Annotated in this window: 20 protein-coding genes and 1 pseudogene; 18 read left to right on the top strand and 3 right to left on the bottom strand. The window is 34.6% G+C overall.

Features of this window, described 5'->3' with window-relative positions; genetic code table 11:
- The first annotated feature begins 48 nt into the window (after positions 1-48).
- The 16 genes and pseudogenes from Q3907_RS08170 (at position 49) to Q3907_RS08095 (ending at position 15,668) form a co-directional block, all read left to right on the top strand.
- On the top strand, positions 49-1,137 hold the full coding sequence (locus Q3907_RS08170; RefSeq protein WP_301897937.1) for an MATE family efflux transporter: 1,089 nt from the start codon (positions 49-51) through the stop codon (positions 1,135-1,137).
- A 271-nt stretch (positions 1,138-1,408) separates the two neighbouring features.
- A complete protein-coding gene (locus Q3907_RS08165; RefSeq protein WP_301897936.1) occupies positions 1,409-2,323 on the top strand; it encodes an Rpn family recombination-promoting nuclease/putative transposase in 915 nt (304 codons plus the stop codon).
- 48 nt (positions 2,324-2,371) lie between these two features.
- Entirely contained in the window at positions 2,372-2,995 is a 624-nt protein-coding gene (locus tag Q3907_RS08160) for a DUF5052 family protein (RefSeq protein WP_301897935.1), read from the top strand.
- Positions 2,996-3,010: 15 nt separating this feature from the next.
- Entirely contained in the window at positions 3,011-3,388 is a 378-nt protein-coding gene (locus tag Q3907_RS08155; RefSeq protein WP_301897934.1) for a Rid family detoxifying hydrolase, read from the top strand.
- A 182-nt stretch (positions 3,389-3,570) separates the two neighbouring features.
- Positions 3,571-4,473 (top strand): aspartate carbamoyltransferase catalytic subunit, encoded by a 903-nt coding sequence (locus Q3907_RS08150; RefSeq protein ID WP_295646215.1) that lies wholly within the window; start codon positions 3,571-3,573, stop codon positions 4,471-4,473.
- Between the two features lie 2 nt (positions 4,474-4,475).
- Entirely contained in the window at positions 4,476-5,741 is a 1,266-nt protein-coding gene (locus tag Q3907_RS08145; RefSeq protein ID WP_301897933.1) for a dihydroorotase, read from the top strand.
- 2 nt (positions 5,742-5,743) lie between these two features.
- Positions 5,744-6,135, top strand: a pseudogene (locus Q3907_RS08140) (carbamoyl-phosphate synthase large subunit); the annotation flags it as partial.
- A 1-nt stretch (position 6,136) separates the two neighbouring features.
- Complete coding sequence (locus tag Q3907_RS08135; protein WP_301897932.1) at positions 6,137-6,862, top strand: dihydroorotate dehydrogenase electron transfer subunit; 726 nt, start codon at positions 6,137-6,139, stop codon at positions 6,860-6,862.
- Entirely contained in the window at positions 6,862-7,770 is a 909-nt protein-coding gene (locus Q3907_RS08130; protein WP_117995464.1) for a dihydroorotate dehydrogenase, read from the top strand. Before Q3907_RS08135 ends, Q3907_RS08130 begins: the two co-directional genes overlap by 1 nt.
- The gene (gene pyrF, locus Q3907_RS08125) at positions 7,770-8,468 is read left to right on the top strand and encodes an orotidine-5'-phosphate decarboxylase (protein ID WP_295646224.1); all 699 of its coding nucleotides are present in this window, start codon (positions 7,770-7,772) and stop codon (positions 8,466-8,468) included. The genes Q3907_RS08130 and pyrF overlap by 1 nt, the downstream gene beginning before the upstream one ends.
- Positions 8,469-8,732: 264 nt before the next feature.
- Complete coding sequence (gene carA, locus Q3907_RS08120; RefSeq protein ID WP_295646230.1) at positions 8,733-9,812, top strand: glutamine-hydrolyzing carbamoyl-phosphate synthase small subunit; 1,080 nt, start codon at positions 8,733-8,735, stop codon at positions 9,810-9,812.
- Positions 9,805-13,014 (top strand): carbamoyl-phosphate synthase large subunit, encoded by a 3,210-nt coding sequence (gene carB, locus Q3907_RS08115; protein WP_301897931.1) that lies wholly within the window; start codon positions 9,805-9,807, stop codon positions 13,012-13,014. The genes carA and carB overlap by 8 nt, the downstream gene beginning before the upstream one ends.
- 163 nt (positions 13,015-13,177) lie before the next feature.
- Positions 13,178-13,573 carry an Hsp20/alpha crystallin family protein gene (locus tag Q3907_RS08110; protein WP_117995460.1) on the top strand — a complete coding sequence of 132 codons (396 nt, stop codon included), beginning with the start codon at positions 13,178-13,180 and terminating at the stop codon, positions 13,571-13,573.
- A gap of 20 nt (positions 13,574-13,593) precedes the next feature.
- Positions 13,594-13,989, top strand: a complete 396-nt coding sequence (locus tag Q3907_RS08105) for an Hsp20/alpha crystallin family protein (RefSeq protein WP_117995460.1) — start codon at positions 13,594-13,596, stop codon at positions 13,987-13,989.
- 48 nt (positions 13,990-14,037) lie between these two features.
- Positions 14,038-14,787, top strand: a complete 750-nt coding sequence (locus tag Q3907_RS08100) for a CorA family divalent cation transporter (protein WP_181989340.1) — start codon at positions 14,038-14,040, stop codon at positions 14,785-14,787.
- 53 nt (positions 14,788-14,840) lie between these two features.
- Positions 14,841-15,668: a DUF4299 family protein gene (locus tag Q3907_RS08095; RefSeq protein ID WP_301897930.1), complete on the top strand. Its 828-nt coding sequence runs from the start codon at positions 14,841-14,843 to the stop codon at positions 15,666-15,668.
- Between the two features lie 4 nt (positions 15,669-15,672).
- On the opposite strand, the gene Q3907_RS08090 is transcribed toward Q3907_RS08095, so the two are convergent.
- The gene (locus Q3907_RS08090) at positions 15,673-16,767 is read right to left on the bottom strand and encodes an alanyl-tRNA editing protein (protein ID WP_301897929.1); all 1,095 of its coding nucleotides are present in this window, start codon (positions 16,765-16,767) and stop codon (positions 15,673-15,675) included.
- A 133-nt stretch (positions 16,768-16,900) separates the two neighbouring features.
- On the opposite strand from Q3907_RS08090, the gene Q3907_RS08085 reads away from it, so the two are divergent.
- Both Q3907_RS08085 and ltrA read left to right on the top strand, forming a co-directional pair.
- On the top strand, positions 16,901-17,644 hold the full coding sequence (locus Q3907_RS08085; protein WP_195233060.1) for a VUT family protein: 744 nt from the start codon (positions 16,901-16,903) through the stop codon (positions 17,642-17,644).
- Positions 17,645-18,283: 639 nt separating this feature from the next.
- Complete coding sequence (ltrA, locus tag Q3907_RS08080) at positions 18,284-19,684, top strand: group II intron reverse transcriptase/maturase (RefSeq protein WP_301897928.1); 1,401 nt, start codon at positions 18,284-18,286, stop codon at positions 19,682-19,684.
- Positions 19,685-19,808: 124 nt separating this feature from the next.
- Here the strand turns inward: ltrA and Q3907_RS08075 are convergent, their stop codons facing one another.
- Both Q3907_RS08075 and Q3907_RS08070 read right to left on the bottom strand, forming a co-directional pair.
- Positions 19,809-20,276 (bottom strand): SWIM zinc finger domain-containing protein, encoded by a 468-nt coding sequence (locus tag Q3907_RS08075; protein ID WP_279143481.1) that lies wholly within the window; start codon positions 20,274-20,276, stop codon positions 19,809-19,811.
- Positions 20,277-20,299: 23 nt separating this feature from the next.
- On the bottom strand, positions 20,300-20,962 hold the full coding sequence (locus Q3907_RS08070; protein WP_301897927.1) for a hypothetical protein: 663 nt from the start codon (positions 20,960-20,962) through the stop codon (positions 20,300-20,302).
- Between the last annotated feature and the right edge of the window lie 62 nt (positions 20,963-21,024).

The following is a 21,024-nucleotide window of genomic DNA, read 5'->3' as shown; positions in this document are numbered from 1 at the left end:
CATTTAATTTGATTAGATTATTCATTTTCATACTCAATTAATTAGACAATCAACAGTGCGAATGATAAAGAAAGAATGCAGAATGCAATTCATACACTTATGGCGTTTGGGATTATTTTTGGGATTGGTTTAACTGTTTTTGGGTACTTGTTGGCACCTGTATTGTTAGAGTGGATGTCAACACCAAAAAATGTGATTCATTTATCCGCTACATATCTTCAAATCTATTTTCTAGGTTCTCTAGGAATGATTCTATACAATTCTTGTGTTGGTATTATGCAGTCGGTAGGAGATAGTAAACATCCATTATATTTCTTGATTATATCAAGTTGTGTAAATGTTGTATTGGACATCATGTTTGTAGCAGGACTTCATATGAATGTAGATGGGGCTGCCTTAGCTACGATTCTGTCGCAGTTTTTAAGTGCCATCCTTTGTTTGTATCTATTGATTCAAACAAATGAAAGCCATCAGGTACATCTTTCTAAGATTCTTATACATGCTGATGTAGGTAAGGAAATATTGGAAATGGGGATTCCAACGGGAATTCAGAATAGTTTAATTTCAATATCAAATGTTGTTGTGCAATCCAATATCAATTCGTTTGGTTCCTTGGCGATGGCAGGTATTGGTACCTATACAAAAATTGAGGGTTTTGCGTTTTTACCAATCACAAGTTTTATGATGGCTTTAACTACGTTTGTTTCTCAAAATAGAGGGGCAAAAGAATATGAAAGGGCTAGAAAAGGAGCTCATTTTGGACTAGTTTGTTCCGTCAGCTTAGCTGAAACCATAGGGTTATTGATTGCACTGTTTGTCACTCCATTGATGCGTTTATTTGTGGATGATCCACAAGTAATACAATATGGTGTAGAGCGTGCACATTATGCGACGATACTATTCTTTATGTTAGCATATAGTCATGGTGTGTCGGCTGTACTTCGTGGAGTTGGAAAGTCTGTTGTTCCAATGGTTGTCATGCTTGTGTGTTGGTGTCTTGTGCGAGTTACTTTATTAACAATGCTGAACATGCTATTTCATAACATTTTATTTGTATATTTGATTTATCCATTTACTTGGTCTTTATCAAGTATTGTATTTTTCTTGTATTATCGAAAAATCAACTGGCAAGAATAATAAAGAAACCATTCTAGTGTTGGCGTCTAGAATGGCTTCTTTTTGTTTATTATTATTTTAGGAGAGAGATATGAATATTGGTTTATTTTCTATATTCATTGCCTTATCTTTAAGGCACTTATAGAATAACATTCCTTGTTGTCATAAATTTAGTATAACTTTGGTAAATGTTGTGAAATCAGATTGAATTATGTGAAATTATCAAAATAGGCATCTTTTTTGGAAAAGCCTCAATTTATTTCGTATATGAGATAGGAGGTGATGAAATCACATGAATAAATCAAAAGATAAAACAATGAAAGAATTTCTAGAAAACAATGCCTATTTTGTCGACTTCTTTAATGCGTACTTCTTTGATGGAGAAAGAGTTCTTAAACCAGAGAATTGTGAAGAACTCGATTCTGAGATGAATGATTCGAATATGGAGTTAGAAAAGCATGTGGATGTGATTCGTAAGTATAATGATGGAAGTCTTTATAGTGCATTTATTATTGAGAATCAAAGTTATGTGGATGCTTCGATGGTTGTAAGAGCTGCTGCATATGAGTATGTAGCGTATGACAGAATGTTAAAGAAGTTAAAGAAGAATAAGGCTAAAGAAAAACTACCCATGGTACACATTCTTGTGTTTTATACAGGCGAAAGGCCTTGGAATGCAGCTAGACAGCTTTCTGAGTTAGTCGAAGTGGATGAAAGGTTTGAATCCTATTTCCATGACTACCAAATGAATCTGATTGAAATCACAGGGAATACTTCATATAATTTTAATGAAGAAGACGTGTATAATCTATTCTACATATGTCGAAGTATTTATAATCAGTCTATTTATGAAGAAAAGAGTAATAGCTTTGGACTTGTGAAAAGCAGTGTGTTAAAAGTCGTCAAGACATTAACGGATGTAGAATGGTTGGATTTAGAAGAATTAGAGGAAAAGGAGGAGATTGAAATGTGCGAAGCTGAAAAGAGATGGCTAGAAGTAAAGTCAAAGGAATGGGAAGCTGAAGGGATAAAAAAAGGGATCGAACAAGGCATTGAACAAGGAATCGAACAAGGAATCGAACAAGGCAGCGAGAATAATCGTAAAGAAATGTATAGAACGATGGTAGACAAAGGATTCAGTATTTCAAGTATCGCATCCATCTTCTCAGTAAGTGAAGAATCAATCCGAAAGCTATTGATAAAATAATTGTTGAGTCATTCGTTTTGAATGGCTTCATTATAAAACGGAGAATATATGAATAAGAATATAAAAAGAGTAAGTATAGCATGTTTATGTTTATTGTTGAGTGGTTGTAGCATGTTTCAATCTGCTCTTAATGATATCAAGGGTAATTTAGTAGGTAACGGATATACGATATATACGTATGATAATTATGGCAGTGAAGTCATGGAGACGAGTGGAGATAAAATTAGTATTACAGGCAATGCCGTAGAAACTACTTCTTATGATGAAAATGGTAGTGTTGTTTCTGGCTATGAATTATCGAGTGTAATTACGATTACAATAGATGGAAAAGAGATAGAATCTTGTGGAGATACTTGCATTTTTGAACAAAAGGGATTAACGCCAGATGTGGATTTTGCACAAGAAGATATTGATTCAAATACACATGGACAAATATCGGACAATACGTCTGTCGCAAGGTTCATTAATAAGTATAAGAATATGTTTGGTAAAGGAAGAATTGTAGTCATTAAATCCCAACTAGGACAGCCGATTGCCGCATATTCTGGAGATAAGGTATATTGGAAAATTCCGGATAATTTACCTAAAATGACGAAACTTATGATTGATGGAAAGGCTCTGTATATTCATCGTGCCAATTTCCAAATTATTGATAAAGAATTATTAGATTAGGAAGATAACTTACTTATGAAACAACAAATTAGTAGTGCTAAAGCACCAAAGGCATTAGGTCCATATTCAGCTGGTATAGCAATAGAAGGATTGGTATTTTTATCTGGACAATTAGGTGCAGATACTAAGGAAAATTTAGTCAGTGAAGATGTAGTTGGGCAAACCAAAAAAGCATTTGAAAATATGGGTGTATTACTAGAAGTTTATGGGTTAACATATGATGATATTGTCAAAACGACAGTGCTTTTATCTGACATGAATGATTTTGCGAAAGTGAATGAAGAATATGCTAAATATTTTAATGAACCATTCCCTGCAAGAAGTTGTTTTGAAGTGGCTAAATTACCTAAGAATGCGAAGGTAGAAATTGAGTGTATCGCAATTAAAAAATAGCTTAATTGTATAGGAGCAAATAAACACAGTAAAAGGCGGTTTGTTTTGTGAATCTTTTGCGCTTGTGCTGCGGAATTTTATTGTTGAAAATTCCATGATTTATGGTAGTATATATTAAAGAAAAATTGGATTTGAAAAGGGATTTTTTGAATCCATTTTTTTAAGGTCACAAGGAGGATTATATGAACAAGAATTCGTTATTATCCATGAGAGATCTTTCAGTTGAAGATATCTATAGCATTCTTGATGATGCTAGACTTTTTAATAGTTCCTTTAAAGATTGGCAATTACCAATGCAGAAAGCATTGGTTGCTAATCTTTTTTTTGAAGCTTCAACTCGAACACATTTCTCATTCGAAAGTGCACAGCACCAATTAGGATGCCAAGTAGCCGATTTTGCGGCAGGAGCATCTAGTGTCACAAAGGGAGAAACTCTTTATGATACAGTAAAGACATTTGAATCAATTGGGTATGACATGGTGGTGATCCGTCATTCTCAAGATGAATATTTCAAGGAATTGGAAAATATCAATATTCCAATCTTAAATGCTGGAGATGGTGCAGGAAACCATCCAACACAATGCTTGTTAGATTTACTAACTATGCAAAATGAATTTGGTACATTAGAAGGCTTAAATGTAGTAATCTGTGGAGATATATTACATTCAAGGGTAGCTGCTAGTGATAAAGAAGCCTTAGAAAGATTAGGGTCGACTGTACGCTTTGCCGGACCAAAAGAATGGGAAAGACCAGGCTATCCAACAATTGATTTTGATGAGGCTATTGAATGGGCAGACGTTGTCATGATGCTTCGTATTCAGAAAGAAAGAGGTTCTGGAATGGCAGGTATGACAGATAGTGAATACTTAGAAAAATATGGTCTTACAAAAGAGCGTTATGCAAGAATGAAAGACAAAGCTATCGTAATGCATCCAGCTCCTGTTAACCGTGGAGTTGAAATTGATACGGATTTAGTAGAAGCAGAAAAATCAAGAATTTTTGAACAAATGCACAATGGTATGTTAGTTAGAAAGGCCGTTATTAAACGTGGATTTGGCTTAGCTCCATTCAAGGAGAAAAAATAAGTATGCGTTTAATTAAAGATGGTCAAGTTTTAATTGACAATCATGTAGAAAAGAAAGATATTTTAATTGATGAAGGAAAGATCATTCAGATTGATGATTCTATAGTGAAAGACTGTGAAGTTATTGATGCAGCAGGTCTTACAGTCATTCCAGGATTAGTAGATGTACATGTACATTTTAGGGAACCAGGACACACTGAAAAAGAAACAATTCATACAGGCAGTTTAGCAGCAGCGCATGGAGGATTTACTTCTGTGTTTGCGATGCCAAACGTCATCCCTTTTCCAGATGATGTAGATACAATAAAAGATTATCAACAATTAATTGAAAAAGAATCTGTCGTACATACATATCCATATGCCTGCATCACTTCAGAAGAAGCAAGCAAAGAAGTTGTGGATATGAAAGCTATCAAAGATTTAGGAATTCGCTGGTTTAGTGATGATGGAGTAGGAGTAGCCACATCTGAAATCATGAAAGAAGCCATGGAAAAGGCGAAAGAAAACGACTGCATGATTGTAGCCCACACAGAAGATATGAGCTATCGTAGACCAGGTGCTTGCGTACATGATAGTGAAGTTGTGACATCAAAAGGTTGGCTAGGAATTCCAAGTGCTTGTGAAAGTACACAATTGATTCGTGATTTAGAAATCACAAAAGAAGTAGGAAATGCATATCATGCTTGTCATATTTCAGCTAAAGAAAGTGTAGAAGCATTAAAAGAAGCGAAAACTTCAGGATTGGATGTAAGTGCAGAAGTTACAGTACATCATTTATTATTAGAAGATAAAGATGTGGTTGGACCTAACTGGAAAATGAATCCACCATTAAGAAGCCATGAAGATCGTATGTCTTTAATTGAAGGCTTAGAAAATGGAACATTGGATTGTATTGCCAATGATCATGCTCCACATACTTATGAAGAAAAGAAACGTTCGATGGATAAAGCACCATTTGGCATAGTTTCATTAGAAAGTGCGTTTGCGTTACTATACACAGAATTTGTGCATAGACAAAAACGTTGGACATTAGCTCAATTAGTGAATTGGATGTCGGCTGCACCTGCCAAACGTTTTGGCTTAGAAAATGTAGGACAGATTAAAGAAGGATATAATGCCGATTTAGTCTTAGTAGATTTAGAACATGAATCTTTGATCGACATAGATACATTTGAATCTATGGGTAAAAATACACCATTTAATGGTTGGAGCGTGAATGCACAAATAAAGGAAACCATTGTAGATGGAAAAACAGTATGGAAAGGATAAAACATGGAAATGTATTAATGACAATTGATGATGAGAATAAACAAGAAGCACTAGAATTAGCGAAACGCTTGCTAACATCGGATATGGAATCTATGCGACTAAGGGTACTGCAGATATGTTTGAAGCTGAAGGTTTGTATGTTCACCGTGCTAGTAAGATTGAAACAGAAGATGGTAAAAACGTATTAGATATTATTCGTAATGGACGTGTAAACTTTGTCATTAACACAATGTCTAATAAGAAGAACACAAGTGCTGATGGATTCTTGATTCGTCGTGTGTCTGCAGAAAATAACATTTCTTGTATGACAAGCTTAGATACAGTACATGCTTTAGTGAAAGTTTTAGAATCATTGAGTTTCTTAATGGTTTCTATGAATGAAATGGGGAAATAGTATGCAAGAATTTGCGAATATTCTATCGAATGTCAAAATCGCAAAAGATATTTGGAAAATGGAATTGAAAACAGACTTAGCTAAAACAGCTAAGCCTGGTCAATTCATTGAAATCACAGTTCCAGGTTTCTATTTGCGTAGACCTATCTCGATTAGTGAAATTAGAGAAGATGTTTTAGTTATTATCTATAAAGTGCTTGGAGAAGGTACTTTAAAAATGACTGAACTTGAAGGAAAATTAGATATCTTTGGTCCGCTTGGAAATGGTTTTCCAATTGAAGACAAAGAAGAAGTATTATTGATTGGTGGCGGTGTTGGTGTACCACCACTATATGAAACAGCGAAACAATATTTAAATAAAAATGCACATGTAACTGTAGTATTAGGTGCAAACGATGCAGATAGTGTATTCTATGTGGATGAATTCAAAGCGCTTGGGTGTGATGTATATGTCGCAACAATGGATGGTTCATTAGGAACAAAGGGTACAGCATTGGATGCGATCAAAGAAAACAATGTGACATGTAAATTTGTATTAAGTTGTGGACCTTTGCCTATGTTGAAGGCAATAAACGAACACTATAGTGAAGGATATATTTCATTAGAAGCTCGTATGGCATGTGGTCTAGGGGCTTGTATGGGATGTGTTGTGAAAGATGTAGATGGACACTCATTACGTGTATGTAAGGATGGTCCTGTATTTGAGATGGGAAAGGTGGCTTTATAATGGATATTTCAGTAAAACTACCAGGATTAAATTTAAAAAATCCAATTATTCCAGCTAGTGGATGTTTTGGATTTGGTAAAGAATATGCCGAACTATATGATTTGAGTATATTAGGTGGCATCGCCATCAAATCAGCTACACCGCAAGAGCGTTTTGGAAATCCTACACCAAGAATTGCTGAAACACCTATGGGAATGTTGAATGCGATTGGTCTACAAAATAAAGGCGTAGATTCTATTATTGAAAATGAACTTCCATTCCTTGCACAGTATGATACAGAAATCATGGCCAATGTTGCTGGTGCATGTGAAGAAGATTATGTTGAAGTTATCAAGAAATTGAATGATCAGCCTGTTATTAAGGCTTATGAATTAAATATTTCTTGTCCTAATGTAAAACATGGTGGTATTGGTTTGGGTACAAAGCCTGAACTTGCAGCACATGTGACTAAGATTTGTAAGGAAGCAGCTACAAAACCTGTATATGTGAAGTTATCACCTAATGTAACGGATATTGTAGAAATTGCCAAAGCCGTTGAAGAAGCCGGTGCAGATGGTATTGTATTGATTAATACTTTAATGGGTATGCGTATTAATTTAAAAACGGGAAAACCATTACTTGCCAATGTAACGGGTGGTCTTTCAGGCCCTGCCATTAAACCAGTTGCCTTAAGAATGGTATATCAAGTAGCACAGGCCGTAAATATTCCAATCATCGGTGTTGGTGGAATTACTTGTGCAGAGGATGTATTGGAATTCTTAAATGCGGGGGCAAGTGCTGTTGAAGTGGGTGCTCAAAACTTTGTGGATCCTTATGTATGTCCAAAAATCATTGAGGATCTTCCAAAAGTATTAGAGAAATATGGATATAAAAATATTGAAGAAGCAGTTGGAAGGAGTTTTAAATAATGAGTAAAACAATTGTAGCATTAGATTTTTCTAGTAAAGAAGAAGTTGTAGATTTCTTAAAACAATTTAATGAACCAGTATATGTGAAGATTGGTATGGAATTAACATATGCATGTGGTTTAGAAATGGTAAAAACAGTGAAGGAAATGGGTCACCACATTTTCTTAGATTTGAAATTGCATGACATTCCAAACACAGTTAAGGGTGGAATGAAAAACTTAGCAAACTTAGGTGTAGATATTGTCAATGTACACTGTGCTGGTGGTATTGCGATGATGAAGGCTGCCATCGATGGCTTGAATGAAGGAGCTAAAGGTGGAAAACGCCCAATGTGTATTGGTGTAACTCAGCTTACAAGCACTTCTAAAGAAGCTATGAATAACGAATTGGGAATTCCTGGTGAAGTTATTGATTGTGTTATTAAATATGCTAAGAATGCGAAAGAAGCAGGCTTAGACGGTGTTGTATGTTCAGTTCATGAAGCTAAGGCAATTCATGAAGCTTGTGGAGATGACTTCTTAACAGTAACTCCAGGTATTCGTTTGGCAAGTGATTCTAAAGATGATCAAAAGCGTGTTGCAACTCCTGCATTTGCGAAAGAACAAGGCTGTGATTATATCGTAGTTGGTCGTTCAATTACGAAGAGTGCTAACCCTGTTGAAACATATAAGGAAATTGAAGCAACAATGTCAAAATAAGGTGTGAGAAATCACATCTTGTTTTTACACTTTTTTATTGAAATTTTTATGATTTGTGGTAGCATAGTAAGCAGGAAAAATATAGTATTTTTTTCAAAAGGAGGATACGTATGATCAAGAATCCAGTTTTGTTTGTGAAAAAAACGTCAGTGATCGAGATGAATAGTATTCTTCGTAGTGCTATACTTTTTAATAGTTCCATTTAAAGATTGGCAATGCGTTTATTTGCTAATCTTTTTTTTGAGTAAATAAAAGAAAGGACAAATTATGGAAAGACTTTTAATTTTAGAAGATGGAAGTGTATATCGTGGAACTGCGTTTGGTAGTGACAACTTCCAAATCGGTGAATTGGTATTTAATACTTCAATGACGGGTTATCAAGAGATTTTAACAGATAATTCATATTGTGGTCAGATTGTAATGATGACATATCCATTGATTGGAAACTATGGAATCAATCGTGATGATAATGAAAGCATGGTTCCATGTGTATTTGGATTTGTAATTAAAGATTATTGTGAATTCCCAAGTAATTTTAGAAGCCAGGAAACTTTGGATGATTTCTTAAAAAGAGAAAATATTCCAGGTATTTATGATATTGATACACGTGAAATCACAATGAAGATTCGTAATGTAGGTACAATGAAGGCTGTTATGGCTGATGTGGATGCCAATGTGGATGCGATTGTTGCAGGCTTAAAAGCAGCTGATTTTTTACATGATCAAGTGGCTCGTGTTTCTACAAATAAAGTATTCCCAATCCCAAATCGTGGTAAAAAAGTTGTGTTGATGGATTTTGGAGCAAAATTAGGGATTGTTCGTGAGCTATCAAAGCGTGGATGCGATTTAGTAGTAGTTCCATATGATACACCAGCAAGTACAATCATGTCATATTGTCCAGATGGCGTTATGTTGTCAAATGGGCCTGGAGATCCAACGGATGTACAAGTCGCAATCGAGACTATCAAGGAATTGATTCCTCAGACTGTCGTATTTGGAATTTGTTTAGGTCACCAGTTGATTTCTTTAGCTTGTGGTGCAAAAACATATAAATTAAAGTTTGGACACCGTGGTGCTAACCATCCAGTTGTAAATTTATCAACTGGTAAAGTGGAAATTACTTCTCAAAACCATGGTTTTGCGGTAGATATTGATAGCTTGAAGGATACTCGTTTGGAAATGACACACCAAGCATTAAATGATAAGAGTTGTGAAGGTGTTCGTCATAAAGACTATCCTTGTTTTGCGGTGCAATATCACCCAGAAGCAAGTGCAGGACCAGAAGATTCTCGTTACTTGTTTGATCAATTTATTGAATTAATGGAGGAGAATAAAAATGCCTAAACGTACAGATATCAAAAAAATCTTAGTTATCGGTTCTGGCCCAATTATCATTGGTCAGGCTGCTGAATTCGATTATGCTGGAAGCCAAGCATGTCAATCTCTTCGTGAAGAAGGATATGAAGTTATCTTAATTAACTCTAATCCTGCTACAATCATGACCGATACAGCGATTGCGGATCGTGTTTATATTGAACCTTTAACAGTAGACTTCGCAAAACGTGTTATCTATAAAGAAAGACCAGATGCCATTTTAGGATCATTAGGTGGTCAAACTGGATTAAACTTAGTTGTAGAATTACATGAAGATGGAATTTTGGATGAGTTTGGTGTAGAAATTTTAGGTACAGACTTACATGCGATCAATCGTGCAGAAGATCGTGAATTGTTCCGTTCTTTAATGCAGGAAATCAATGAGCCAGTACCAGAAAGTATGATTGTTCATACTGTAGAAGAAGCTGTTGAATTCGCAAATCGCGAAGGGTATCCATTAGTTGTTCGTCCAGCTTATACACTTGGTGGAACTGGTGGAGGTTTTGCCGATGATGAGGCTGAACTTCGTGAAATTTGTGATTCAGGTTTAAAGGCAAGTCCAGTTCATCAATGTTTGATTGAACAAAGTATTGCAGGATATAAAGAAATTGAATATGAAGTAATGCGCGATGCCAAAGATAATGCGATTGTTGTATGTAACATGGAAAATATTGATCCAGTAGGTGTGCATACTGGAGACAGTACGGTTGTTGCGCCAGTTCAAACTTTGACAGATCGTGAAAATCAAATGCTTCGTAATGCATCTTTAAAAATCATTCGTGCATTGAAGATCTGTGGTGGATGTAACGTTCAGTTGGCATTGAATCCAGATAGTTTCAAATATTATGTTATCGAAGTTAATCCTCGTGTATCTCGTTCATCAGCCTTGGCAAGTAAGGCAACAGGTTATCCAATTGCGAAGATTAGTGCTAAATTAGCGGTTGGCTTAGGTTTGGATGAGATTATCAACCCAATCACTAAAACAAGTTATGCATGTTTTGAACCTGCATTAGACTATATTGTAACGAAATTTGCACGTTTCCCATTTGATAAGTTCCCAAATGCAGATCGTCATTTAGGAACACAGATGAAGGCGACGGGTGAAATTATGTCGATTGGACGTAACTTTGAGGAATCTTTCTTGAAGGCTGTTCGTTCTTTAGAAATGAAAGTGGATCATATCTATAAAAAAGAATTGGTTGGATTATCTAAAGAAGAATTACTTGAAAAAATCAAAAAGTGTGATGATGAAAGAATCTTCGCTGTTACACAATGGCTTCGTGATGGATATGATATGGAGACAATTCATAATGTAACAAAGATGGATAATTTCTTCTTGTGTCACTTGTTAAGAATTATCAGCTTAGAAAAGTTGATGATGGAAAATGTTAAGGACATTACCGTATTGCGTAAATTAAAGAAATATGGATTTGCGGATAGCTACATTGCGCGTAACTGGGATATGAAAGAATTCGATTTATATAATTTACGTAAAGAAAATGGAATCATTCCAGTTTATAAAATGGTAGATACTTGTGCGGGTGAATTCAAGAGTGCAACTCCATACTTCTACTCAAGTTATGATAATAAAAATGAATCTGAACGCACAGATCGTAAAAAAATCGTTGTATTAGGTTCAGGACCAATCCGTATCGGACAGGGTGTTGAATTTGATTATGCGACAGTACATTGCGTACAGACTTTGCGTGAAGAAGGCTATGAAGCTATCGTTATCAACAACAACCCAGAAACTGTATCAACAGATTTCTCAATTAGTGACAAATTGTATTTTGAACCATTAACTACAGAAGATGTAATGCACGTAATTGATTTAGAAAAACCATTGGGTGTTATTGTTCAATTTGGTGGACAAACAGCAATCAACTTAGCCGATTCATTAGTAGAACATGGAGTTAAGATTCTAGGTACTTCACTACACTCTATTGATTTAGCGGAAGACCGCCATGAATTTGAGGCAATGTTACACAAATTGGATATTCCTCAACCAAAAGGTGAAACTGCAGTCACTGTTGAAGAATCACTAGTAATCGCTAATAAGATTGGTTATCCAGTACTAGTACGTCCAAGTTATGTATTGGGTGGTCGTGCTATGGAAATTGTACATAATGATGATGAATTAAGAGTCTATATGGCAACAGCCGTAAAGGAAATCAGTCATGATGCACCAATCTTAGTTGATAAATATATCGTTGGTAAAGAACTTGAAATCGATGCGATTGCCGATGGAAAGAACGTGTATATTCCAGGTGTAATGGAGCATATTGAACGTGCTGGTATTCACTCAGGTGACTCAATTAGTGTATATCCTACACAGATCATCAATGAGAAGGTGAAAGAAACAATCATTGATTATGGAACAAGAATTGGTGAAGGCTTTGAATTTGTTGGTTTATACAACATTCAGTTCATTGTCGATAAAGAAAACAATGTATATGTATTAGAGGTAAACCCACGTTCATCTCGTACTGTACCATTCTTATCTAAGATTACAGGTGTTCCTATGTCTCAAATTGCGACTAAGTGTGTATTAGGTGAAAGTATTGAAGATCAAGGCTTAACACCTGGATATCATCCTGAAGATAAAGAAAGAGTCTTTGTCAAAGCACCAGTATTCTCATTTGCGAAATTACGTAGTGTAGATACAGTCTTAGGACCTGAAATGAAATCTACAGGTGAGGCTTTGGGTAGTGATGTCAACTTAGAAAAAGCATTGTACAAAGCTTTAGTAGCTTCAGGAATCAATATTCCTTTACATGGAAGTGTATTACTAACAATTGATGATGATAATAAACAGGATGCTTTAGAAATCGCAAAACGTTTCTATAACATTGGATATGGTATTTATGCGACGAAGGGTACAGCTAAATTCTTAGAAGATAATGGCTTATTTGTACATGTAGCGGCCAAAGTCAATGAGGATAATGGAAATGAATCGGTATTGGATATTATTCGTCATGGACATGTAAACTTTGTCATCAACACAATGTCAAATAAAGATAATTCTACAAGTAAAGATGGATTCTTGATTCGTCGTGTGTCTGCAGAAAATAACATTTCTTGTATGACAAGTTTAGATACGGCACATGCCTTAATTAAAGTATTGGAATCTTTGAGTTTCTCAATGATTTCTATGAATGAAATGGGTAAATAGAGTGTGAGAAATCACACTCTAATTTTTTGTAAAAAAATTAGCACTTAAGTGTTGACAGTGCTAAAAAAGTGACTATAATGATAATTGAAGTTAGAGATAAGTCAAAAGATATCCCGTAACTTGAAGATAGATTTCATAATCTAGTAATCAGGAGGCGATATTTATGAAGTACTATCCAATGTTTGATTTATTTGATGATTTCTTTACAGGAAACACTACAAGTGATGTCATGAAGACAGATATTGTGGAAAAAGATGGAAACTATGAAATGAGCATGGAACTTCCTGGAGTTAAAAAGGAAGATATCCAAATGGAATTGAAGGATGGATATTTGAAAGTAACTGCTACACATGGTTCAAATACAGAAGACAAGGATGAAAAAGGTCGTGTTGTTCGTAAAGAACGTGTTAGTGGATCTTATTCAAGAAACTTCTATGTCGGTGAAGGTATTCATCAGGAAGATGTTAAGGCATCCTTTGACAATGGTGAATTGAAGATCGTTGTTCCTAAGGAAGCACCTAAACAGATTGAAGAAAACAAATTTATCCCTATTGAATAAGGTATCAGGAGGCGATATTTATGAAGTACTATCCAATGTTTGATTTATTTGATGATTTCTTTACAGGAAACACTACAAGTGATGTCATGAAGACAGATATTGTGGAAAAAGATGGAAACTATGAAATGAGCATGGAACTTCCTGGAGTTAAAAAGGAAGATATCCAAATGGAATTGAAGGATGGATATTTGAAAGTAACTGCTACACATGGTTCAAATACAGAAGACAAGGATGAAAAAGGTCGTGTTGTTCGTAAAGAACGTGTTAGTGGATCTTATTCAAGAAACTTCTATGTTGGTGAAGGTATTCATCAGGAAGATGTCAAAGCTTCATTTGACAATGGTGAATTGAAGATCGTTGTTCCTAAGGAAGCACCTAAACAGATCGAAGAAAATAAATTTATTCCAATTGAATAACTACAAGAATGCACCTATATGGTGTATTCTTTTTTTAAGGGGGAAATTATGAAGATAGAGGTAATAAATGAAAAGCGTTTAAATCATATTCATTATTGTAGAGTGCATAAAGAGAATCAACGGCTATCGGGTTCTTTTTGGGTTCCTTCCAAATCAAAATCTAAGAATAAGAAGATGTTTAGTTTTGAATTGAATGATAGTGATTTTTTGGTTTGTGATCCAGAACATATTTTTAAACAAAAGATTGTAGGGAATAAGCCTAGTGAATGTATTCTAAATTTGATGAATATATTGATTCAAGAAGATATGGAGTTTCTTCAAAAATTAGAAATGAAACTTGAAAGAATAGAAGATCAGTTAATGTCTCATACGGGATCTCATTATGAGTCGCAAATCTTTGAAATGAGGAAAACGATAAGTGCTTTTGATTCGTATTATGATCAGATGATTGAAGTGGTACAAAACTTGCAGGAATTTTATAATGATACACATTTTGAAACACTAGAGAAAAGACTAACACGTTTATCGAATGTTACGGATCGTTTGGCAGAGTATTCCATTCAGCTTCGTGAAATGCATCAAACACAAGTGGAGATGCGTCAGAATCAAATCATGCAGTTTTTAACGATTGTAACAACGATATTCATGCCACTAACTTTAATTACTGGATGGTATGGCATGAATTTTAAGGCTATGCCAGAATTAGATACTTCCTATGGATATTTCATTGTGATAGGAGTTTGTATATTGATCATTATTTTAGAAGTGATTTACTTTAAAAAGAAAAAATGGTTTTAGCTATAAAAAGCGCTAGTTTCAGTGTATGATTTTGGTAGAGAGCGGGTGTTTGTATGTCTGTGAATATTCGTATTATGCAGAAGGGTTTCTTTCGTAGAAAAAAGTTTATAATCGATGATTTAGTTAAATTGTCTCACTTATCTTTTGGGGTTATGGATGAAAATTGTCAATTAATTCCGAATCAGATAGGGGATCATACGATCTTATTTGATCGCAAATATCTTCAAAGAGGGATTGAAATCTATATTCAAAATCATGATATTTGTTTGAATTTAAGTCTTCCTACAAGTATGGATGAAATTCAATTGTTTTATTATTTAGTAAAAGTATATTGTGAATATATGGATACTGATGAATTCGTGAAAGACGATTGGCTAATGGACATAAAGGATATTGATTTGCAGATGGTGTATGATAAAAGAACGAGTGCCGATGCACTTATGGACTTGAAGAGTAAATTATCGGATCATAAGTATTTTGAAATTTTTGGCATTCTTCATCCGATTTCAATTGGAGAAAATGAATTGAATGATTTTGGCACAGATTTAGATTTGTTTGGGAAATATCTACATAATCAACAAGCTTTGGATGCATATTATGCCACGCCAAGAATCTATAATGCACATGGTAGAAGAATTGGTATGTATGCATTAGGAGCGGATATACTAACGATTCTTCCCGTAGAACCATATGTTGTATTGAATCAAATTGAAGGGATAGAAGAGTGGTATGTATTTATGAATGATCGATTAGTGAAGTATCGTGATTTAATGGGCTTCATTAAAAAGTTTGATTATTATGATGCCAATCATAGAATGGTATGTTTATCGAAAGAAGAGATTTCAGAGGCTTTAAATACGCTTTCTATACAAAAAATATGAGCAGCTAATCAAATAGCTGCTCATTAACTGTATCTAGCGTTCCTTGAAAGAAATCATTTTTTCCTCCACCACGAACTTGATGTCTTTCTTTGAGTTGTAAGAATATGTCTTTAGAATTTGTCATGAAACGATAATTATCTTTTTGTTTAGAAACAAGTAAAACATAGTTGTTGCTAAAAGATACAAGCTTATTGTAGTAATACAATTGTGTATCGCGATCCAATTCATCACATAGAACGATTTGGTTTTCTTTATGTTCGATAATTAAGTGATCAATCATCTCTTTATTTAATTGTTTGATTCTTTGCTTCAAAGCATAATTTTCATCTAATATGCGTTGTACATTAGAAGATAGAGTTTCAATGCTTGAAGACAATTGATTTGAGATTTGAATAGACTGATCATGTTTTAAGACATAGTCTTCATAGGCAAGTTTTCCGCATAAGAAGAATAGGCGTGTGCCTTTTTTGATTTTCATCGATTTAATGATTTTAAACAATCCCACTTCAATCGTACTTTTTACATGTGGGGCGCAACATGCGCATAAATCTACATCTTCAATTTCGACAAGGCGTGGTTTGGCTAAATCAAGTTTTGCACGATATTTAATGTTGGAATAATCCTCTAAGTAATAGGTTTTAACAGGTTTATTTGAAAAGATGACAGAATTCACTAAAGCTTCAATTCTTTTAATTTGATCATTATTTAAATCCATCGCATAATCAGCTGTAATTTCATTGTATCCTAAATGAAATCCAACATTATCCACATGATATTCTTTGTGTATCAATCCAGAAAGAATGTGTTCTCCTGTATGATGTTGCATATTGGTGTAGCGATGAGTCCAGTCAATAATACCTTGTACATCACCATTTAATGCAGAGTGCGTATAATGATGAATTTCATCATTTATGATTTGTACATCCACCACTTCAATAGCATTCAACGTTCCTTTGTCACATGTTTGCCCACCTTCTTCAGGAAAGAAAAGGGTTTGATCCAAGATTATGTCATATAATTCATTCTTTTTAACACATGAAATAACATGGGCATGAAATGTTGTTTGGTAGCCTTCTTGTTCGTATAGTTTTAAAGTCATATATATCACCGGAATTAATCATAGCATAAGTGATACAAACTTTGACAAATAATTAAAAACATATTAGACTTATATGGTTTGAACAAAGATGTTTTGCTTCCCAACCATCTTTAAAAAAACAGGAGGGTAAAAAATGAATAGAATTAAAACGGAAGTTAAAGAAGTGGGTGTATTACTAAGAAGTATACCTTCACTTACGATGACACTTTTTATTGTTTCGGTCATCACTATGAATCTTTTGGCAAACAAAAGTATTAACTTGCCATTTAGCTTTATGGCACTGGATTGTGGGATTGTGGTAAGCTGGCTTTCATTCTTATGTATGGATGTCATCACAAAACATTTTGGTCCTAAAGCTGCAACACAAGCATCACTAGTAGCTGTGTTGGTGAATTTAGGTATGTGCCTAGTCTTTTTCTTGGCATCAAAGATTCCTGGTGTATGGGGTGAATCCTATGTAGAAGGATCAGAAGCCATTATTAATGGGGCATTAGACGGAACAATTGGTGGTACTTGGTATGTACTATTTGGAAGCACAATTGCGTTTATTGTTTCTGCCATTGTGAATAACTATACAAATTCCATGTTAGGAAAGATTTCTAACAACAACAGCAACTTTAAATCGTATGCATTCCGCTCTTATGTATCTACTGGTATTGGTCAGTTTTGCGACAATCTAACGTTCGCATTAATCGTGTCACACCAATTCTTTGGATGGACATTGGTACAATGCGTTGTGTGTGCCTTTACAGGTATGATTGTAGAAACACTATGTGAGGTCATCTTCTCATATCCTGGTTTCAAGATCCTACAAAACTGGAAGAAGAATAAAGTAGGTAGAGAATATTTTGAATATATGAAAGAAAGCAGTCGTTAAACTGCTTTTTCTGTACGACAGGCAGTCGTGCTTATAGTTGATAATCTAAATCAATGATTATCAACTGTTTTATTTTAGAGACAATAAAGTACAAGATACTCGTAACACTATACAAAAGTCATTGAAGTAAAACAGTCCCAACAAGGTTGAAATACTTTGTCTACTAAGGATATAGCCAAGTAGTAAGCCATACTCAATGCATTCTCGTGAGGGAGTGTGTGAAGGGAGTTAAAGCGAGAACTCAGGCACCAATCTATCAATGCACATGTGGCGTTCAGTATTGATGATGCTGCGGAAAAAAGCAGAAATCCTATGAATAGATACCAATGACTATATCGATATCTGTTAATACTGGATGTGAAAGCAGGAAGCATGAGTTCAAGGGAAGGCACAGATGATCCTGTGAGGTCTCCATATTTAATGGACTACCATCTATAAGCGTAGCGAAATGATGGATAGTGTATGGAGAAGTCAGAGTTACTAATAGTAGCGAAGAAGTTATAGAAATATAATGGAGCAAAGTGGTAACACCTTGTGAGCTTTGAGTAGATGTAGTTGTGTAAGTGCAAATTTTAAGAATATTCGTATTAACCTTAAAAGATACTACATGACAGAAGAAAGGAGATAAGAAAAGACATTATGAATGAACCATTAAAATTCAAATTATTTAGTGTGTATGGAAAGGTACTGCACAAAGATGTTCTTACAGAAGCTTTTCGTAAAGTGAAGAAGAACAAAGGCTGTGCCGGTATTGATAAAGTCAGTATCAAAATGTTCGAGGAAAATTTAGATGACAATATCGATTTGATTTTGAATGAACTTCGAACAAAGACGTACAGGCCTTCTCCGGTAAGGCGAAAATATATACCGAAGAAAAATGGAAAGCTCAGACCTCTGGGAATACCAACTATTAAAGACAGGGTGGTGCAACAAGCACTGGTCACTAAACTTGAGCCCTTCTTTGAAGAAAACGTATTTCACGACAATTCCTGTGGATTCAGACCTAACAGAGATGTAAAATTAGCCATCAAGAAGATTGTGTCTAGATTAGAAAGTGGATATCTATATATCTATGATTTTGATATAAAAGGTTACTTCGACAATATACCTCATAAGAAACTTATGAAGGTTCTTAATAAGTATGTGTCAGATGGAACGGTGCTAGATATGATTTGGAAAACACTTAAAGCAGGATATATGGAAGATGAAATTCGATATGAAACTGCAAGTGGTACACAACAAGGAGGAGTTATTTCTCCATTATTGGCGAATATCTATTTGAATGAACTTGACTGGGAATTAGCTAAAGCAAATCTTGAATTCGTGAGATATGCCGACGACTCAATAGTCATGTGTCAAACAAAGGAAGATTTGGAAAAAGCCAAAGTTATAGTACATGAAACATTACAACGTCTAGGCCTTGAATTGGCAGAAGATAAAAGTGATGATATTGATTTTCACGAGAAAGACTTTGATTTCCTAGGTTTTACGTTCAACCATTTAAAAATGTCTAAAAATAAACATGTCTATTACACATTTGGACCATCCGTAAAATCGTTAAAGAAGTTTAAGAGTGATATTAAATCTATCACGAAGAAAAGTTGTACACATTCCTTTGAGAAGTGGACAGAGATTTTAAACCCAGTCATAAGAGGCAAGTTCAATTATTTTCTTATACCTTTCCAAGTTAAGCAGGAAATTAAACATCTGTTAGAAGAACGCGGTCGAATAATGCATGGTATACCTACACTTAGAGTAAACGCATTAGATGGTTATGTAAGACAGAGACTTCGTGTTAATTTTTCATGCCGAGGCAAGCAACATGGTGGCCAAGTACAAGGAAAACTATTAACTGTCAAGTACGATAACAAGTTCTTCATTAAGTGTATGGGTCTCGTTACAGGAGCATTTATGCAGGCTAAATTATTTTCTCCAGAAATGGACATTGACGATTTTATACTTTTGATGGACACTAATAAAAGAAAAAGAACCTCTAATCAGAATACAAATAGGTTCTTTCAATATGCATACGCTAAATAAGTTAAATCACAACATTTAAGTCTTTTCTATAAATTTAACTCACATTGGTAAGCCGTATGCCTTAGTAGGGCACATATGGTTTGATAAGGGGCGGTAGAATTTAAACTCTATCGCCTACTTTCTTTTACCAATCAAAAAATTCCTCATCATCATAGTTTGGATCATCTCTATTTTCATCTTCAATCATTTGATAAATCACGTAATCCCTTAAATCTTCCAAACTCATTTCCATGACTTTCTTTTTGATTCGTTCGTATTGTTCGTGTTCTCTTTGTTCTCTTTCAGCCTGATATCTTAATTGTTCTTCCATTATGTCATCTGCTTTTTTTAATGCTTCTGGGGATACCGCAAAAGCTAATGCGACTTTGTGCTTACATACAACTCTTCTTCCTTCTGCATGGGGACAATCGCAAGTGGATTTTCTAGGATGCGCAAAATCAATTTTCACATGGTAATCTTCACAACCAGATACAATAGCAGAATATGTAGTGCCATCAAATCTTTGAATATTTTTTACACGTCCTTCTTTAAAATATTCATAGCCACGCCAGTAAGAACGATAACTGGCATCATTAAGTAGTTTATCGACCATATAATAGCCTCCTTTTCTTAATATTAACATGTCTCAAGCTGTGATAATAATGCTTTTGTACAATTATAGGTATTTAGTCTTTGCGTTGTTTCTAAGATGCCTGTTAATATTTCTTTCGTGTCTTCATCGACCAATTCACCATTTGGTTTGTAGTCATATATGATGATTGGCTCAACAATATAAACACCTTCACAAGCATCTTCTAAATAAATCGCATAGTGTGTATCGTTAATTGTAAATAGATACATATATTCTTCTGATTCATTATAGGTACATGAAAGTACAGTGCCTATTGGATATTTTTGATTAAATGAAACAGAGTGGTCTGAATCATGATTGATTAAATTTTGATCGATGTCCCTTAAAATATTTCGCACAAAATCCAGAGCGTTTTTTTGCACAATCTTTAACTCTTCTTTCATGCATTCAAATCGCAACTGATCTACAACATCTAATTCTTTGACGTTGATTGGAACAACTTTGTTTTTATGATTTTTAGAATGCATTTTTAAACCAAACTTTTTCTTATTGTAGGTATATAGATACACATATTTAATTTCATCAAAACGACTTTCTAGAATGGTTCCAACTGGATATTCTAATTCATAAGGAAGTAGTGTTGTATTCTCAATAGAATTTAAACGCTTGTTTAGATATTCTATATGAATATTATTTTGTTCAATCAAAGCTTTGTGCAATTGACGGCTAATTCGGTGCGCCACTAGCGGTCATACCGGTTTCGAATGAC

Source organism: uncultured Holdemanella sp., from assembly GCF_958348295.1.
Taxonomy (GTDB): Bacteria; Bacillota_I; Bacilli_A; order Erysipelotrichales; family Erysipelotrichaceae; genus Holdemanella.
This window is presented reverse-complemented; position numbering and strand designations above follow the sequence as displayed.

Bases quoted from the DNA above. Each gene is read 5' to 3' on its own strand.
- ltrA (WP_301897928.1), top strand. From the start codon at position 18,284: ATGAATGAACCATTAAAATTCAAATTATTTAGTGTGTATGGAAAGGTA.
- Q3907_RS08095 (WP_301897930.1), top strand. From the start codon at position 14,841: ATGTCTGTGAATATTCGTATTATGCAGAAGGGTTTCTTTCGTAGAAAA.
- Q3907_RS08105 (WP_117995460.1), top strand. From the start codon at position 13,594: ATGAAGTACTATCCAATGTTTGATTTATTTGATGATTTCTTTACAGGA.
- Q3907_RS08100 (WP_181989340.1), top strand. From the start codon at position 14,038: ATGAAGATAGAGGTAATAAATGAAAAGCGTTTAAATCATATTCATTAT.
- Q3907_RS08110 (WP_117995460.1), top strand. From the start codon at position 13,178: ATGAAGTACTATCCAATGTTTGATTTATTTGATGATTTCTTTACAGGA.
- Q3907_RS08145 (WP_301897933.1), top strand. From the start codon at position 4,476: ATGCGTTTAATTAAAGATGGTCAAGTTTTAATTGACAATCATGTAGAA.
- carB (WP_301897931.1), top strand. From the start codon at position 9,805: ATGCCTAAACGTACAGATATCAAAAAAATCTTAGTTATCGGTTCTGGC.
- pyrF (WP_295646224.1), top strand. From the start codon at position 7,770: ATGAGTAAAACAATTGTAGCATTAGATTTTTCTAGTAAAGAAGAAGTT.
- Q3907_RS08150 (WP_295646215.1), top strand. From the start codon at position 3,571: ATGAACAAGAATTCGTTATTATCCATGAGAGATCTTTCAGTTGAAGAT.
- Q3907_RS08135 (WP_301897932.1), top strand. From the start codon at position 6,137: ATGCAAGAATTTGCGAATATTCTATCGAATGTCAAAATCGCAAAAGAT.
- Q3907_RS08075 (WP_279143481.1), bottom strand. From the start codon at position 20,276: ATGGTCGATAAACTACTTAATGATGCCAGTTATCGTTCTTACTGGCGT.
- Q3907_RS08160 (WP_301897935.1), top strand. From the start codon at position 2,372: ATGAATAAGAATATAAAAAGAGTAAGTATAGCATGTTTATGTTTATTG.
- Q3907_RS08090 (WP_301897929.1), bottom strand. From the start codon at position 16,767: ATGACTTTAAAACTATACGAACAAGAAGGCTACCAAACAACATTTCAT.
- Q3907_RS08155 (WP_301897934.1), top strand. From the start codon at position 3,011: ATGAAACAACAAATTAGTAGTGCTAAAGCACCAAAGGCATTAGGTCCA.
- Q3907_RS08130 (WP_117995464.1), top strand. From the start codon at position 6,862: ATGGATATTTCAGTAAAACTACCAGGATTAAATTTAAAAAATCCAATT.
- Q3907_RS08085 (WP_195233060.1), top strand. From the start codon at position 16,901: ATGAATAGAATTAAAACGGAAGTTAAAGAAGTGGGTGTATTACTAAGA.
- Q3907_RS08165 (WP_301897936.1), top strand. From the start codon at position 1,409: ATGAATAAATCAAAAGATAAAACAATGAAAGAATTTCTAGAAAACAAT.